The 15,335-nt window shown below is 70.5% G+C and carries 14 protein-coding genes, 2 tRNA genes and 1 pseudogene; 14 read left to right on the top strand and 3 right to left on the bottom strand.

Annotation, left to right across the window (positions count from 1 at the left end):
• Window positions 1-112 precede the first annotated feature (112 nt).
• The 11 genes and pseudogenes from AB0G01_RS04150 to AB0G01_RS04100 all read left to right on the top strand — a co-directional run bounded on the left by AB0G01_RS04150 (window position 113) and on the right by AB0G01_RS04100 (window position 11,291).
• On the top strand, window positions 113-598 hold the full coding sequence (locus AB0G01_RS04150; RefSeq protein ID WP_360939457.1) for a hypothetical protein: 486 nt from the start codon (window positions 113-115) through the stop codon (window positions 596-598).
• A gap of 822 nt (window positions 599-1,420) precedes the next feature.
• On the top strand, window positions 1,421-2,557 hold the full coding sequence (gene dnaN, locus AB0G01_RS04145; protein WP_360939455.1) for a DNA polymerase III subunit beta: 1,137 nt from the start codon (window positions 1,421-1,423) through the stop codon (window positions 2,555-2,557).
• 30 nt (window positions 2,558-2,587) lie between these two features.
• On the top strand, window positions 2,588-3,502 hold the full coding sequence (gene gnd / locus AB0G01_RS04140; protein WP_360939453.1) for a phosphogluconate dehydrogenase (NAD(+)-dependent, decarboxylating): 915 nt from the start codon (window positions 2,588-2,590) through the stop codon (window positions 3,500-3,502).
• A gap of 3 nt (window positions 3,503-3,505) precedes the next feature.
• A complete protein-coding gene (gene recF / locus AB0G01_RS04135; protein WP_360939451.1) occupies window positions 3,506-4,621 on the top strand; it encodes a DNA replication/repair protein RecF in 1,116 nt (371 codons plus the stop codon).
• Window positions 4,622-4,739: 118 nt separating this feature from the next.
• The gene (locus AB0G01_RS04130; RefSeq protein WP_360939449.1) at window positions 4,740-5,249 is read left to right on the top strand and encodes a DciA family protein; all 510 of its coding nucleotides are present in this window, start codon (window positions 4,740-4,742) and stop codon (window positions 5,247-5,249) included.
• A gap of 239 nt (window positions 5,250-5,488) precedes the next feature.
• Entirely contained in the window at window positions 5,489-7,456 is a 1,968-nt protein-coding gene (gene gyrB, locus AB0G01_RS04125) for a DNA topoisomerase (ATP-hydrolyzing) subunit B (protein ID WP_360939447.1), read from the top strand.
• A 46-nt stretch (window positions 7,457-7,502) separates the two neighbouring features.
• Window positions 7,503-10,022: a DNA gyrase subunit A gene (gyrA, locus tag AB0G01_RS04120; protein ID WP_360939445.1), complete on the top strand. Its 2,520-nt coding sequence runs from the start codon at window positions 7,503-7,505 to the stop codon at window positions 10,020-10,022.
• 28 nt (window positions 10,023-10,050) lie between these two features.
• A complete protein-coding gene (locus AB0G01_RS04115; protein WP_360939443.1) occupies window positions 10,051-10,899 on the top strand; it encodes a DUF3566 domain-containing protein in 849 nt (282 codons plus the stop codon).
• Window positions 10,900-10,954: 55 nt separating this feature from the next.
• Window positions 10,955-11,028 (top strand) — tRNA-Ile (locus tag AB0G01_RS04110).
• 35 nt (window positions 11,029-11,063) lie between these two features.
• Window positions 11,064-11,180 (top strand): annotated as a pseudogene (locus tag AB0G01_RS04105) (DLW-39 family protein); the annotation flags it as partial.
• Window positions 11,181-11,218: 38 nt separating this feature from the next.
• A tRNA-Ala gene (locus AB0G01_RS04100) sits at window positions 11,219-11,291 on the top strand.
• Window positions 11,292-11,546: 255 nt separating this feature from the next.
• Here AB0G01_RS04100 and AB0G01_RS04095 read toward each other — a convergent pair.
• Window positions 11,547-11,972, bottom strand: coding sequence for a DoxX family protein (locus AB0G01_RS04095; protein WP_360939441.1), 426 nt, complete (start codon window positions 11,970-11,972; stop codon window positions 11,547-11,549).
• Between the two features lie 125 nt (window positions 11,973-12,097).
• Here AB0G01_RS04095 and AB0G01_RS04090 point away from each other — a divergent pair, with 125 nt between their 5' ends.
• A complete protein-coding gene (locus tag AB0G01_RS04090) occupies window positions 12,098-12,652 on the top strand; it encodes a DUF2020 domain-containing protein (RefSeq protein WP_360939439.1) in 555 nt (184 codons plus the stop codon).
• Window positions 12,653-12,730: 78 nt separating this feature from the next.
• Here AB0G01_RS04090 and AB0G01_RS04085 read toward each other — a convergent pair whose 3' ends face one another.
• A complete protein-coding gene (locus AB0G01_RS04085) occupies window positions 12,731-13,348 on the bottom strand; it encodes a hypothetical protein (protein ID WP_360939437.1) in 618 nt (205 codons plus the stop codon).
• A 95-nt stretch (window positions 13,349-13,443) separates the two neighbouring features.
• On the opposite strand from AB0G01_RS04085, the gene AB0G01_RS04080 reads away from it, so the two are divergent.
• Together AB0G01_RS04080 and AB0G01_RS04075 are read left to right on the top strand one after the other, a co-directional pair.
• Entirely contained in the window at window positions 13,444-13,992 is a 549-nt protein-coding gene (locus tag AB0G01_RS04080) for a peptidylprolyl isomerase (protein ID WP_360939435.1), read from the top strand.
• A gap of 3 nt (window positions 13,993-13,995) precedes the next feature.
• Window positions 13,996-14,856, top strand: a complete 861-nt coding sequence (locus AB0G01_RS04075) for a rhomboid family intramembrane serine protease (RefSeq protein WP_360939433.1) — start codon at window positions 13,996-13,998, stop codon at window positions 14,854-14,856.
• Between the two features lie 43 nt (window positions 14,857-14,899).
• On the opposite strand, the gene AB0G01_RS04070 is transcribed toward AB0G01_RS04075, so the two are convergent.
• Window positions 14,900-15,313, bottom strand: a complete 414-nt coding sequence (locus AB0G01_RS04070; protein WP_360939431.1) for a PH domain-containing protein — start codon at window positions 15,311-15,313, stop codon at window positions 14,900-14,902.
• Window positions 15,314-15,335: the final 22 nt, after the last annotated feature.

The following is a 15,335-nucleotide window of genomic DNA, read 5'->3' as shown; positions in this document are numbered from 1 at the left end:
ATGTTTTCCCGGAAACAGTGTGCCTGTCACCGGAATCTTCCCATGGCGGGCGATCTGGCCGTAGACCGCAGGGCCATTCGGCGGTACCCGCGCTCCCGAGAGGACGAACCCGATGAACACCCAGGAAGCCCACACGACCGTGGTCCTGTGCCCCCACGCCGACGTCCGCGTCCGACTGCGCGGCAGCGTGGAGGGCACCCTGCTCCTGGCGATCGGCAGCACGGCGGAGATCACCCTGCACGAAGCCCAGGTCCGGGCGCTGCACGCCGACATCGCGACCGCGCTGCACGACGTCGAGCTCATCGCCGCCGCCGGCCGGATCGCCGGGAAGTCGTTCGACGCCGGCGCGCAGGCGCGGCGCGCGGCGGCCCTCGCCGGGGAACGGGCCGACGCGGCCGACCGCCTCGGGCACGCCGACCTCGCACGGCGGTTGCGCCGCGAAGCCGGCGCGGCGATCGAGGCCGCCGAGGAGGCGCAGGAGGCGGCCGAGGCGGTGGCCCGGACGATCGACGCCGCCGAGAGCGCGACGGACCGGCTCGACCGGGTGCTCCGCGAGGGCACCGACCTCCACGAGCACTCGTCGCGATCGGCCGGTTGACGCCGGAGGGCTCGCGCCCGCCCGCACCCGGGTGCGGGCCCGAGCCGCACCGCCCGCACCCGGGTGCGGGCGGGCGCACCCGGGTGCGCACCCGGGTGTCGGACGGCTCGGGCGCGGTCGCCGGAGGGGGTCGCGAAGTGGCCGCGAAGGGTCCGCGAGGGGGTCGAGAGGGGGTTGCGGGAGCGGTTTTCGGGACCCGACGCGACCCTTCGGAGGCCCTGGAACGGGGTGCGCGGCGGCCCGAACCCGGGGCGGAACACCGGGGACGACGGGCGTTCTGCGGGTGAACCGGCGGTTCCGAGTTGTCCACAGGCCCGCAAAAAGCGCTGATCGGGCGAGATCCAGGCCACGATCACCCTGTGCAGCACCCGGGTACAACTCGGCCCACACCCGGGGATACACCCGGGGACAACTCGGCCAACCTGTGGACCGATCGGACCACCGCCGGAGTTCTCCCCGGGTGCGCCGATCTGTCCCCGGGTGGCAACCCTTACTCGTCCACAGCCCCTCAGGGGTGGCGAGCTGCGAGAACGCCTGTTATCCACACAATCCACAGCCCCTACTGCTGTTGCTGTTGTCTTCCCTTGAAGAGAAGAACAAAGAAAAAACAGCGGGGGTCGAACCCGGGGACAACGCGCCGCCCCCGGGGGAACCCGGGTGTGGCCCCGAGGTGACGAACCGCTCCCCGACGCTCTACGGTTGAGCTTCCGCGCCGAGGGTCGGAACCGATCCGGCGAGGGACGCGGCTCCCCGAACCCCCACCGCAACGTTCGTTGTTGCCGTGGACCACGCCGACTTGAGGACTTTGAGAGAGGACGCCTCATGAAGATCCGCGTCGAGCGCGACGGCCTGGCCGACGCCGTCGCCTGGGTCGCGCGCAGCCTGCCGTCGAGGCCGCCGGTCCCGGTGCTCGGTGGTGTTCTGCTCGACGCCGGGGCGGAGGACGGATCAGGCGAGGCGCTCACCGTCTCCGGGTTCGACTACGAGGTCTCGGCGCAGTGCGGCGTGCCGGCCACGATCGCGGACGGCGGCAAGGCGCTGGTCTCCGGCCGGCTGCTCGCGGACATCACCAAGGCGCTGCCGAACCACCCGGTGGAGATCGCGGTGGACGGCTCGCGGATGACGATAAGCTGCGGCTCGGCGCGCTTCTCGCTGCCGACCATGCCGGTCGAGGACTACCCCCAGCTACCGTCCATGCCGCAGCTCGCGGGCCGGCTGCCCGGTGAGGTGTTCGGCGAAGCGGTGTCCCAGGTCGCCATCGCGGCGGGCAAGGACGACACGCTCCCGATGCTGACCGGCGTGCGGCTGGAGATCGGCGAGGGCAGGCTGACCCTGGTCGCGACCGACCGCTTCCGGCTCGCGATGCGCGAGTTCGACTGGCAGCCCGACGACTCGCTCGGCGAGGTCGCGGTGCTCGTCCCGGCCAAGACGCTCAACGACGCCGCGAAGACGCTCGGCGCGTCCGGCGCGACGATCGAGCTCTCGCTCGCCGCCAACGACGGCCTGCTGGGCCTGTCCGGCACCGGCCGGCGCACCACCACCCGCCTGCTCGACGCGGACTTCCCGAAGTACCGCCAGCTACTGCCCACCGAGCACTCGGCCGCCGCGGTGATCGAGGTCGACTCGCTGGTGCAGGCGATCAAGCGCGTGTCGCTGGTCGCCGAGCGCGGCACCCAGGTCCGGCTGGAGTTCGCCGACTCGTCGCTGAAGCTCTCGGCCGGCGGTGACGACGAGGGCAGCGCCGAAGAGGAGCTGCCGGTCGACTACACCGGTGACGCGGTGACCATCGCGTTCAACCCGACGTACCTGCACGAGGGCCTCCAGGCCGTGCGGACCCCCAAGGCGCACCTGTCGTTCACCACCCCGAGCCGCCCGGCGCTGCTCAAGCCGGTGGACGAGGATGGGAACGTGGCACCGGGCTACCTCTACCTGCTCATGCCCGTGCGCCTGCCCGGCTGATCAACCACGAACCCAGGGGAGAACACGACCGTGCAGCTCGGACTCGTCGGCCTCGGCAAGATGGGCTTCAACATGCGCGAGCGGATCCGCCGCGCCGGTCACGAGGTGGTGGGCTACGACCGGAACCCGGACGTGACCGACGCCGACTCGCTGGCCGACCTGGTGGGCAGGCTCGCCGCACCCCGCGTGGTCTGGGTGATGGTGCCCGCCGGTGACATCACCCGGCAGACCATCGCCGAGCTCGGCGAGCTGCTCGCGCCCGGCGACCTCGTGATCGACGGCGGCAACTCGCGCTTCACCGACGACTCGAAGAACGCCGAGGCGCTGGACGCCAAGGGCGTCGCGTACGTCGACGCCGGCGTGTCCGGCGGCGTGTGGGGCCTGGAGAACGGCTACGGCCTGATGGTCGGCGGCGAGGCCGAGCACGTCGAGCGGGCGATGCCGATCTTCGACGCGCTGCGCCCGGAGGGTCCGCGCGAGGAGGGCTTCGCGCACGCCGGCAAGGTCGGCGCGGGCCACTTCGCGAAGATGGTGCACAACGGCATCGAGTACGGCCTGATGCAGGCCTACGCCGAGGGCTTCGAGCTGCTGGAGGCGTCGAAGCTGGTCGAGGACGTGCCCGCCACGATCAAGGCGTGGCAGCGCGGCACCGTGGTCCGCTCCTGGCTGCTGGACCTGCTGGTCCGCGCGCTGGACTCGGACCCGGAGCTGGACGACCTGCGCGGCCACGTGGAGGACTCGGGCGAGGGCCGGTGGACCGTCGAGGAGGCGATCAACCACGCGGTGCCCGCGCCGGTGATCTCCGCGGCGTTGTTCGCCCGGTTCGCCTCCCGCCAGGACGACTCGCCCGCCATGCGCGCGGTCGCCGCGCTGCGCAACCAGTTCGGCGGGCACGCCGTGCAGACCGCCGGTCCGTCTTCCGGTTCCGGCAGCACGCAGAGCTGAGCCTTGTACGTCCGACACCTGCAAGTCGCGGACTTCAGATCGTGGGAGCAGGCGGACCTGGCCTTCGAGCCGGGGGTGACCGTGCTCGTCGGGCGCAACGGCCAGGGCAAGACGAACCTGGTCGAGGCGCTCGGCTACGTCGCCACCCTCGGCTCGCACCGCGTCGCGACGGACGCGCCGCTGATCCGGCACGGTGCCGCCCGCGCGGTGGTGCGCGCGGCGGTGGTCAACGAGGGCCGGGAGCTGCTGGTCGAGCTGGAGATCACCGCGGGCAAGGCGAACCGGGCGCGGATCAACCGCGGCCCGGTGCCGCGACCGCGGGACGTGCTGGGCATCCTGCGGACGGTGCTGTTCGCGCCGGAGGACCTGGCGCTGGTGCGCGGCGACCCCGGCGAGCGCCGGCGCTTCCTGGACGAGTTGCTCACCTCGCGGTCCCCCCGTTACGCGGGGGTGCGCGGCGACTACGAGCGGGTGCTCAAGCAGCGCGGCGCGCTGCTCAAGAGCATCCGCTCGGTGCGGTCGTCGGACGCGGGCACGCTGGACGTGTGGGACGGGCACCTGGCCCGGCACGGCGCGGAGCTGTTGGCGGGCCGGCTCGACCTGGTGGCCGACATCGCTCCGCACGTGGCGCGGTCGTACGCGGAGGTCGCGCCGGAGTCGCGGCCGGCGGTGATCGGGTACCGGTCGAGCCTGGGCGCGGCGTTCCCGGGAACGCCCGACCGGGCGGCGCTGGAGGAGGCGTTGCTGGAGGAGCTGCGCCGGGTTCGCGGGCAGGAGATCGACCGGGGCGTGTGCCTGGTCGGACCGCACCGCGACGACCTGGAGCTGGCGCTCGGCGAGCTGCCGGCCAAGGGCTACGCCAGTCACGGGGAGTCATGGTCCTTCGCCTTGGCCCTCCGGCTCGGCGGGTACGGGATGCTGCGCGCCGACGGCGCGGAGCCGGTGCTCGTGCTGGACGACGTATTCGCCGAACTCGACCGGGACCGGCGGCGGCAGTTGGCGAAGGTGGCCGCTGCGGCGGAGCAGGTGTTGATCACCGCGGCCGTCGCCGAGGACGTGCCGGAGGAGCTCGAAGGCGCGCGTTTCGAGGTTCGCCACGGGGAGGTGCACCGTGCCTGAGGAGTTCACCCAATCGGGTGAGACTGGACCCACATCTGGGGACAACCCTGTGGATGGTGTGGATAACTCGGCCACAGAAGGGCACCTGTCCACACCTGAAGTCGCTGAAGAGGGTGGATTGACGGGGTCGGACCTCGCCCGCGCCGCGCTGGAGGCGGCACGGGCGTCGGCCAGGGAGCGCGGATCGCGGGTCGTCCGCCGGGGTGCCGCGGGTGCCTCGGGCGGTGCGGCGCGGCGTCGCCGGCGGCGCTGGTCCGGCGCGGGACCGGACGACCGCGACCCCCAGCCGCTGGGCAGGCTGGCGTCCCGGATCGCCGCCGACCGGGGGTGGACCGAGCGGCTCGCGGGCGGCCAGGTGTTCGCGCGGTGGCCGAAGCTGGTCGGCGAGGACGTGGCCGAGCACGCCCAGCCCGTCGCTCTCAGTGACGGTGAGCTGACCGTCCAGGCCGACTCCACGGCGTGGGCCACCCAGTTGCGGCTGTTGCAGCGCGAGCTGCTCAAGCGGATCGCGGCCGGGGTCGGCGACGGCGTGGTGCGGAAGCTGAAGGTGCAGGGACCGGCGGCACCCAGTTGGCGCTACGGTCCCAGGCACGCCCCCGGTCGCGGACCCCGTGACACCTACGGGTGAGTCGCGCCAGGGCGTCAGCGGCGATTCTACGGCGCGGTGAGCGCTCAGCAGCCGTTTCGCAGCCCGGCAACCGCAGCGCGGACCCTTCGGTCTTCACTTCCGGCCCTCTGTGAGCAAACCAGGGGTGTCCTCGGTGTGTTTCTGGACCGGTTGCCCAGTAGAATCGAGGGGTACAGCGTGACCGCAGCGTCGCACCCTCCGGTGGCGAGTCGCTTGACGTCCGAGGAGACACCAGGCCCGTGGCAGCCAAGAATGAGTACAGCGCGTCTTCGATCACCGTCCTAGAGGGTCTGGAGGCGGTCCGCAAGCGGCCCGGCATGTACATCGGGTCGACCGGCGAGCGCGGCTTGCACCACCTCATCCAGGAGGTCGTGGACAACTCGGTCGACGAGGCCATGGCCGGGTACGCGACCCTGGTCGACGTCACCCTGCTGGCCAACGGCGGCGTCCGGGTGATCGACGACGGCCGGGGCATCCCGGTCGGCATGCACCCCGTGGAGAAGAAGCCCACCCTTGAGGTGGTGCTGACCAAGCTGCACGCGGGCGGCAAGTTCGACAGCGACTCCTACGCGGTGTCCGGCGGCCTGCACGGCGTCGGCATCTCCGTGGTGAACGCGTTGTCGACCGCGATCGACGTGGAGATCAAGACCGACGGTTTCACGTGGAACCAGCGCTACGAGGGCACCAAGCCCGCGCACGAGCTGCGCAAGGGCGAGCCCACCGAGGAGACCGGCACGTCCATCACGTACTGGGCGGACGCCGAGATCTTCGAGACCACCGAGTACAACATCGAGACGATCTCGCGCCGGTTGCAGGAGATGGCCTTCCTCAACAAGGGCCTCACCATCATCCTGCGCGACGAGCGCGTGCAGGACACCGACGTGGAGGCCGACGCCGAGGGTCACGTGGCGGCGGTGCGCGAGCGCAGGTTCCAGTACCCCGGTGGCCTGGAGGACTTCGTCCGCCACATCAACCACACCCGCGAGGCCGTGCACGAGAAGGTCATCTCGTTCGAGGCCAAGGGGGAGGACCTCGAAGTCGAGGTCGCGATGCAGTGGAACACCGGGTACACGCCGTCGGTGTACACCTTCGCCAACACGATCAACACGCACGAGGGCGGCACCCACGAGGAGGGCTTCCGCGCCGCGCTGACCCGCGTGGTCAACGAGTACGCGCGCGAGAAGAAGCTGCTCAAGGAGAAGGACACCAACCTCACCGGCGACGACATCCGCGAGGGTCTCGCCGCGATCATCTCGGTGAAGCTCAAAGAGCCCCAGTTCGAGGGGCAGACGAAGACCAAGCTGGGCAACAGCGAGGCCAAGTCGTTCGTGCAGAAGTCCACGAACGAGCACCTGGCCGACTGGTTCGAGCGCCACCCGAACGAGACCAAGGTCATCGTCACCAAGGCGGTCTCCTCCGCGCAGGCCCGGATGGCCGCGCGCAAGGCCCGGGAGCTGGTGCGCCGCAAGGGCGCGCTGGACATCGGCGGCCTGCCCGGCAAGCTCAAGGACTGCCGCTCCACCAACCCGGAGGAGTGCGAGATCTACGTCGTGGAGGGCGACTCCGCGGGCGGGTCGGCCAAGGAGGGCCGCGACTCCATGTTCCAGGCGATCCTGCCGATCCGCGGCAAGATCATCAACGTGGAGAAGGCGCGCATCGACCGCGTGCTGAAGAACAACGAGGTCCAGTCGCTGATCACCGCGCTGGGCACCGGCATCCACGACGAGTTCGACCTGAGCAAGCTGCGGTACCACAAGATCGTGCTGATGGCCGACGCCGACGTCGACGGCCAGCACATCCGCACCCTGCTGCTCACCCTGCTGTTCCGCTTCATGCGCCCGCTGCTCGAAACCGGTCACGTGTACCTCGCGCAGCCGCCGCTGTACAAGATCAAGTGGCAGCGCCAAGAGCCGGAGTTCGCCTACTCCGACCGCGAGCGCGACGGCCTGATCCAGCAGGGCCTGGCCGCGGGCAAGAAGATCGGCAAGGACGACAACATCCAGCGCTACAAGGGTCTTGGCGAGATGAACGCCGACGAGCTGTGGGAGACCACGATGGACCCGGCCCACCGGGTGCTGCTCCAGGTGACCATGGACGACGCGGCGACCGCCGACGAGCTGTTCAGCGTGCTGATGGGCGAGGACGTCGAGGCGCGCCGATCGTTCATCACCCGCAACGCCAAGGGCGTGCGGTTCCTGGACGTCTGAGCGTCCCGTTTAGTCCTCCCCGGCCGGCGAACAGGAAAGAAGAACCGTGACTGAGACGACGCTGCCTCCTAGTGGCGGTGACCGCACCGAGCCGCGCGATCTCCAGCAGGAGATGCAGAACTCGTACATCGACTACGCCATGAGCGTGATCGTGGGACGAGCGCTGCCCGACGTGCGCGACGGCCTCAAGCCCGTGCACGTCCGCGTCCTGTACTCGATGTACGACTCGGGCTTCCGCCCGGACCGCAGCTACAACAAGTGCGCCCGCGTGGTCGGCGACGTGATGGGCAACTACCACCCGCACGGCGACTCGGCGATCTACGACGCGCTGGTCCGCCTCGCCCAGCCGTGGGCCCTGCGCTACCCGCTGATCGACGGCCAGGGCAACTTCGGCTCCCAGGGCAACGACCCGGCCGCCGCGATGCGCTACACCGAGTGCCGCCTCACGCCGCTGGCCATGCAGATGCTGGCCGACATCGAAGAGGACGCGGTCGACTTCCGGGACAACTACGACGGTCGCATCCAGGAGCCGGTCGTCCTGCCGTCCCGCATTCCGAACCTGCTGATCAACGGCTCGTCCGGGATCGCGGTCGGCATGGCCACCAACATCCCGCCGCACAACCTGCGCGAGGTCGCGGACGGCGTGGTGTGGGCGCTGGACAACCCGGAGGCTCCCGACGAGGAGACCCTGGAGGCGATGATCGCCCGGATCAAGGGGCCGGACTTCCCGACCCACGGGCAGATCCTCGGCACCTCGGGCATCGAGGACGCCTACCGCACCGGTCGCGGCTCGGTGAAGATGCGCGCGGTCGTGGAGATCGACGAGGACAGCAAGGGGCGGACCATCCTGGTCGTCACCGAGCTGCCCTACCAGGTGAACCCGGACAACCTGGTGGAGAACATCGCGAACCTGGTGCGCGACCAGAAGCTCACCGGCATCGCGAACATCGCCGACGAGTCGAACAAGCGCATCGGCATGCGGATCGTGGTCACGCTCAAGCGGGACGCGGTCGCCAAGGTGGTGCTGAACAACCTCTACAAGCACACCCAGCTCCAGTACTCGTTCGGCGTGAACATGCTGTCGCTGGTCGACGGGGTGCCGCGCACGCTGCGCCTGGACCAGATGATCCGGCACTACGTGAAGCACCAGATCGAGGTCATCGTCCGGCGCACCCGCTTCCGGCTGCGCAAGGCCGAGGAGCGCGCCCACGTCCTGCGCGGCCTGGTCAAGGCGCTCGACCACCTCGACGAGGTCATCGCGCTGATCCGCCGGTCGCAGACGCCGGACGCCGCGCGCACCGGCCTGATCGAGCTGCTCGACGTCGACGAGGTCCAGGCCAACGCGATCCTGGAGATGCAGCTCCGCCGGCTGGCGGCCCTGGAGCGGCAGAAGATCATCGACCAGCTCGCCGAGATCGAGGTCGAGATCGCGGACCTCAAGGACATCCTGGACAAGCCGGAGCGGCAGCGCGCGATCGTGCGCGAGGAGCTGCTGGCGATCGTGGACAAGTACGGCGACGACCGGCGCACGAAGATCGTGCCGTTCGACGGCGACGTGTCGATGGAAGACCTGATCGCGGTCGAGGACGTCGTCGTCACGATCACCCGCACGGGCTACGCGAAGCGCACCAAGACCGACCTGTACCGCTCGCAGCGGCGCGGCGGCAAGGGCGTCCAGGGCGCGCAGCTCAAGCAGGACGACATCGTGCAGCACTTCTTCGTGTGCTCCACGCACGACTGGATCCTGTTCTTCACCAACAAGGGCCGGGTGTACCGGGCCAAGGCGTACGAGCTGCCCGAGGCGAACCGGAACGCCCGGGGCCAGCACGTGGCGAACCTGCTGGCGTTCCAGCCGGACGAGGAGATCGCCCAGGTCATCCAGATCAAGAACTACGGCGTCTCGCCGTACCTGGTGCTGGCCACCAAGAAGGGGTTGGTGAAGAAGTCGAAGCTGTCCGACTTCGATTCCAACCGATCGGGTGGTCTTATCGGCATCAACCTGCGCGATGACGACGAACTCGTGGGCGCGGTCCTCTGCTCGGCCGACGACGACCTGCTGCTGGTGTCGGCGGACGGCCAGTCCATCCGGTTCCACGCCGGGGACGAGGCGCTGCGGCCGATGGGACGAGCCACCTCGGGCGTCCTGGGGATGCGCTTCAACTCCGGGGACGAGCTGCTGTCCATGGGCGTCGTCCAAGAGGGCCTGTTTGTTTTGGTGGCCACCGATGGTGGGTACGCCAAGCGCACGCCGATCGAGGACTACCCCGTGCAGGGCCGTGGCGGCAAGGGCGTGCTGACCATCCAGCACGACCGCAGGCGTGGGAGGCTTGTCGGCGCGCTCATCGTCGACGTCGACGACGAGCTCTACGCCATCACCTCCTCCGGCGGGGTCATCCGGACCAGCGCCGTGGAGGTGCGCAAAGCGGGCAGGCAGACGAAGGGCGTCCGGTTGATGAACCTCGGCGAGGGGACCACTCTCATCGCGGTGGCACGCAACGCGGACGAGGCCGGAGACGTCCCCAGTGGTGACGACGGGGAACCGGTCGACGGGGAACCCGCCAACTAGCGCGCGAACGAGAGGTTGAGGACTGCTCGTGAGTTCACCCGAGAAGCCAGAGGACAAGACCGCGGTGATCACCCGGCCCGGTGCCGAGTCGACACCTGAACAGCCGCCGGTGCAGGCCTCATCGGGTGCGTCCGCCGCGCCGACCGCCGCCACACCCGCCCCGCCGGCCACCCCGGCGGGCGGGAGCCCGGCGGCGGAACCCCCGGCGACCGAGCAGGAGTCGTCCGCCGCGCCGCCGCCCTGGCAGCGCGTGACCAGCGACGCGCGGTACGGCGAGGCGCAGCAGGTCGGACCGGGCGACGTCACCCCCGAGCAGCCCACGGCGGAGGCCGGGTCGCCGCCCGCGTACCCGGCCTCCGACCCGGACACGGTGGCGGTGGCCCGCCCGAAGCCGGCCGACTCGGCCGGGTCGCCGGGCGGCCTGCTCGGCGGTTCGGGCCGGACGTCGGTGAACCTCGGCGCGGCCAACGGCAGGCCGGCGCAGTCCGGGCCGGCCACCCGCCGTCCCGGCCGGGGTCCGCGCCGGGCGAGCCTCCAGGTCAAGCGGGTCGACCCGTGGTCGGTGCTGAAGCTGGCGCTGGTGCTGAGCGTGGCGCTGTTCTTCGTCTGGCTGGTCGCGGTCGGCGTGCTCTACGGCGTGCTGAACGGCATGGGCGTCTGGGACAAGATCAACAACACCGCGAACGACCTGCTCCAGGGCAACGAGACCTCGGGTGACCCGTTGATCAGCGCGGGGCGGGTGTTCGGCGTGGCGGCGATCGTCGGCGCGGTCAACATCGTGCTGTTCACGGCCCTGGCCACGGTCGGCGCGTTCGTCTACAACGTGTCGGCGGATCTCGCGGGTGGACTGGAAGTGACCTTGTCCGAACGCGAGTGACCCCGGATTTGGGGCCACGACAGTGGATCGTGTACTGTTGCGGTCGTTGCCCCGAGGGCCTATAGCTCAGGCGGTTAGAGCGCTTCACTGATAATGAAGAGGTCGGAGGTTCAAGTCCTCCTAGGCCCACCGGAAGTTTCGCAGGATTGCAGAGGGGAAATGCTGTGAAGAAGATCATCGCACTTGTCGCCGTCGCCGGTGCGGTCCTGTTCTTCGTCAAGCGCAACCGCTCGGCCAAGGCCGACGCGGACCTGTGGCGCGAGGCCACTGCTCCGACCGACTGAACCTGCGAAGGGCGGAGATCTGCCGCTCCTCGCAAGGGGACGTAGCTCAATTGGCAGAGCACCGCCTTTGCAAGGCGGGGGTTAGGGGTTCGATTCCCCTCGTCTCCACGTACTCAAGGCTCGCGGTCACCGCGGGCCTTTTGTCGTTCGTGCCCGCCGTCGTGCCCACCCCGTGTCGTGGTACCCGACGTAGTGCGCATCCCGTGTCGTTGGTATCCGGCGTCTTGCGCGCCTGACATCGGGTCATCCCCGGATCGGGTGAGCGGTTGTCCGCCGCACTCGGGGCACTTCGAACATCACCGGGTGGAGAAGTAGGAAAGCGGACGTCGCACCGTTGCGACGTCCGCTTCGTCATTCGCTCGATCAGGCGTTGGCCAGACTCGACGAGGTGTTGTGCTGCCGGCGTGCGGCGATCACCTTGTCCAACGCCCACGAGCCGGGGCCGGTGAACACCAGGAGCAGGAACACCCACGCGTACACGGCGGCGAGCTCGCCGTTGTTCTGGATCGGCAGCAGGCCGGCGGGCTGGTGCACCACGAAGTAGGCGTACGCCATCGCACCGGACGAGATCAGCGCCGCGACGCGCGTCCCCAGTCCCAGCACGATCAGCGCACCGCCGACGAGTTCGATCAGTCCGGCCGGACCGGACGGCCAGGAGGTGGGGGACACGGCTTCCTCCGCGCCCAGCACTCCGAACAACTTCTGTGCCCCGTGACACACGAACAACACGCCGACGACGATCCGGAACAGCGCTAGGGCGTGATCACGACCGCGGTCAAAGACGTTCATCAGGGTCAGTCCTCACATTGCAGGGCGGCCTGGCAGGGTAAGGACAAGCTAACCCCCTTAACGATGCGTGCCTAGGTCGTCACCCTGTCGATTCGCTGTTGGGATTCTGATTGACTGGCAGCCCTATGAACCGAGCGCTGCGCATTGCCCTGCCATCCCTGCTGGTCCTCGGCGCGCTGACCGCCTGCGGGACGGCGGAACCGGCCGAGTCCGGCCCGCCCACCGCGTCGGCGGCGTCGAGCACGCCCTCCTCCGCACCCGGGCCGGCGGGCCCGCCGCCGGTGCCGGAGCCGGTCGCCGAGGGGACGTGCCCGTACCTGGAGCCGGGGGTCGTCGCCGAGGCCAACGGCCAGCTCGTGCGGAAGGTCCGGCTGTCCGCCGACCAGCCCCGACCGGCCTGCTTCTTCTACGCGAACGGGACCGACGTCCAACTGTCGGTCTGGGTGTTCCAGGGCGTGGAGAGAACCGCGAAGGCGGTGGTCGACCGGGCCGCGCCGGTCGCCGACTCCAGCCCCGCGTCCGCACCCGCCGGCTGGGCGGGCGGCTCGCTGGTCGGCGACACCGGCGCGGTCTACGCGGTCGCCAAGGGCGGCGCGGCCGTGGTCGTGACCAGCAACCAGCAGCAGACCATCAAGGCGAAGCGGATCGCCGAGACGGTGATCGGGAACCTGGGCCTCTAGCCGACGCGCGCGACCGCGCCGCCCGCCTCGGGGGAGGTGGTCGGCGCGGTGCGGGTCGGAACCGCGGTGTCGACCGCCTCAGCGGCGGTCGGTCACGCTCTGGTCCGCCGGGCGGCCGTTGCGGGCGGCGTTCTCGGCGGTGGTGCGGTTCACCGGGGGCGGCGACTCGACCTGCTCGTCGACCTCCTCCAGGTGGACTTCCTCCGGGCGGCGGGTCAGCGCCACGTAGCCGGCCACGCCCAGGGCGACGACCAGGCCCAGCAGCCACGGCCACTTGCGGCTCTTCTTCGGCTGCTGCGCGGCGGCGAAGTCCTTGCGGGCCTGCTTGGCGGCCTTGCTCACATCCTTGGCGCGCGAGCGGGTCTCCTTGCGGGCCCGCTCGGCGGCCTTGGCCACGTCCTTACGGACGCCCTTGGCCCGCTTCGCCAGTTGTTTGCGGGTCTTGCGGGTCGACTTCTCGACCTGCTCGGCCTTCTCCACCAGCGCGCCGGCGCGGTCCGCGACCACCCCGCGCACGTGGTCGGCCGTGACCCCGCGTTCGGCGAGTTTGCCCTCCGCGAGCTCCGCCCACGTCACCGCGACGTCGGCACCGGCGTGACCAGCGCGGACGGCGCTGCGGCGGACGGCGCGCAGACCCGTGCCGACCGCCTTGCCCACCGATTCACCGGCTCGGGCCATTGCGTCCACCTCGTCCATGTCGCGCTCCACAAGCTGTCGGTCAGTCACCCCCCGGCAATACCCATCCTGCCCCTTGCCGAACCTTCCCGCTCCCGGATGGCACGATGGTGTGCGTGGCAGACAGCAACGACTCGCTCGTCGGTACCAAGGTGACGGCCACCCTGCACACCTCGCAGGGTGACATCCGCATCCACCTCCACCCCGACCACGCGCCCAAGACGGTGGCCAACTTCGTCGGCCTGGCCGAGGGGACCAAGTCCTACTCCGAGGCCAACGCCCGGGGGGAGAACTCCGGGCCGTTCTACGACGGTTCGATCTTCCACCGCGTCATCGCGGGCTTCATGCTCCAGGGCGGCGACCCGACCGGGACCGGTCGCGGCGGCCCCGGCTACAAGTTCGCCGACGAGTTCCACCCCGAACTCCAGTTCAACAAGCCCTACCTGCTGGCCATGGCCAACTCCGGGCCCAACTCCAACGGCTCCCAGTTCTTCATCACCGTCGCGCCGACGACGTGGCTCAACTACAAGCACACGATCTTCGGCGAGGTGGCAGACCAGGAGTCGATCAACGTCGTGGACGCGATCGGCACCGGGCCGACCGGTGCCGGCGACCGCCCGGTCACCGACGTGGTGATCGAGAAGGTCTCGATCGAGCGCGCCTGAACGATGACTTCGCCCGCTTCCCCCGGTGACCCGGCCGGTGCCGCCGTCTGCGCGTGGCACCCGGACCGGGCCACCGGGTTGCGGTGCACCCGGTGCGGGCGGCCCGCCTGCCCGGAGTGCCTCCGCGAGGCCTCGGTCGGCCACCACTGCGTCGACTGCGTCGCCGAGGCCCGGAGCACGGTCCGGAGCAAGAGGACGCTGGTCGGTGCCGAGCTCTCGCAGAAGCTGATCGCCACGCCGGCGCTCATCGCGCTGAACGTGCTGGCCTACGTCGTGACCGCGATCCAGGCCGGCAGCATCGCGAACAACGAGCGGTCGCCCCTGTTCGCGGAGTTCTTCCTGTGGCCGGCGGGCGTCTGGGCCGGGGAGTGGTGGCGGCTGCTCACGTCCGGGTTCCTGCACTTCGGGTTCGCGCACCTGGGGCTGAACATGATCGCCCTGTACGTGCTGGGGCGGGACCTGGAGCCGGCCTTCGGCAAGGTCCGCTTCCTGGCCGTGTACCTGGTGTCGCTGCTCGGCGGCGGGGTCGCGGTCTACCTGTTCGGCGGGGTGAACACGCCCGTGGCCGGCGCGTCCGGCGCGGTCTACGGCCTGATGGGCGCGCTGCTGGTGGCCGTGCTGCGGCTCAAGCTCAACCCCGGCTCGGCGCTCGGCGTGATCGGCCTGAACCTGGTGCTCAGCTTCACGCTGCCGGGCATCTCGCTGCTCGGCCACCTGGGCGGGCTGGTCGTCGGCGCGGCGGTGGCCGCCGGGCTGATCTACGCGCCGGCCGCGCACCGCGACCGGTACCAGGTCGCGGCGGTGGCGGGCGCGGTCGTCCTGCTGGTGGTGATGGCGTTCGTGCGGACCGGTCAGCTCGGCTGACCGGTCCCGGTGGACGTCCCGGTGCCGGTGCCCGCCACCGGCCTCACGGCCTGAGCGCGTGCAGCACGTCGGCCACGTCGCGCGGGTCCGCGCCCAGGTCGGTGACGGTCAGCACGTAGAGCTGCTCGTCCTCGCCGCGCTCCCAGTCCAGCTCCAGCGTGGTCACCTCGCGGCCGAGCCGCCGGGTGTGCGCGAGTTTGACCTTGACCTCGTGCCAGGGCAGGTGGCGCGGCCCGGTGACGGTCCGGAGGGTCAGCCCGGTGTCGTCGGCGGCCAGCCGGGGCCGCAGGACGGTGCCGTACGCGGCCAGGGCGGCCAGGAAGGCGGTCGCGGTGCCCAACAGCAGTCGGGTGGTGTTCTCGGCGCTCAGCGCGGCTCCCAGGAGCACGATCGCGGCCAGTGCCCACGTGAGGCCGACGGCGACGGGCCTGGGGGACCAGGAGGGGTGTTCGGTCACCCCTCCGAGTGTTCCCCATGTG

It is taken from the genome of Actinosynnema sp. NPDC023587 (assembly GCF_040640215.1).
GTDB lineage: Bacteria > Actinomycetota > Actinomycetes > Mycobacteriales > Pseudonocardiaceae > Actinosynnema.
This window is presented reverse-complemented; position numbering and strand designations above follow the sequence as displayed.

Excerpts from the sequence above, each read along its gene's own strand:
- AB0G01_RS04150 (WP_360939457.1), top strand. The coding sequence starts at position 113 with ATGAACACCCAGGAAGCCCACACGACCGTGGTCCTGTGCCCCCACGCC.
- dnaN (WP_360939455.1), top strand. The coding sequence starts at position 1,421 with ATGAAGATCCGCGTCGAGCGCGACGGCCTGGCCGACGCCGTCGCCTGG.
- AB0G01_RS04095 (WP_360939441.1), bottom strand. The coding sequence starts at position 11,972 with ATGAACGTCTTTGACCGCGGTCGTGATCACGCCCTAGCGCTGTTCCGG.
- AB0G01_RS04090 (WP_360939439.1), top strand. The coding sequence starts at position 12,098 with ATGAACCGAGCGCTGCGCATTGCCCTGCCATCCCTGCTGGTCCTCGGC.
- AB0G01_RS04085 (WP_360939437.1), bottom strand. The coding sequence starts at position 13,348 with ATGGACGAGGTGGACGCAATGGCCCGAGCCGGTGAATCGGTGGGCAAG.
- AB0G01_RS04075 (WP_360939433.1), top strand. The coding sequence starts at position 13,996 with ATGACTTCGCCCGCTTCCCCCGGTGACCCGGCCGGTGCCGCCGTCTGC.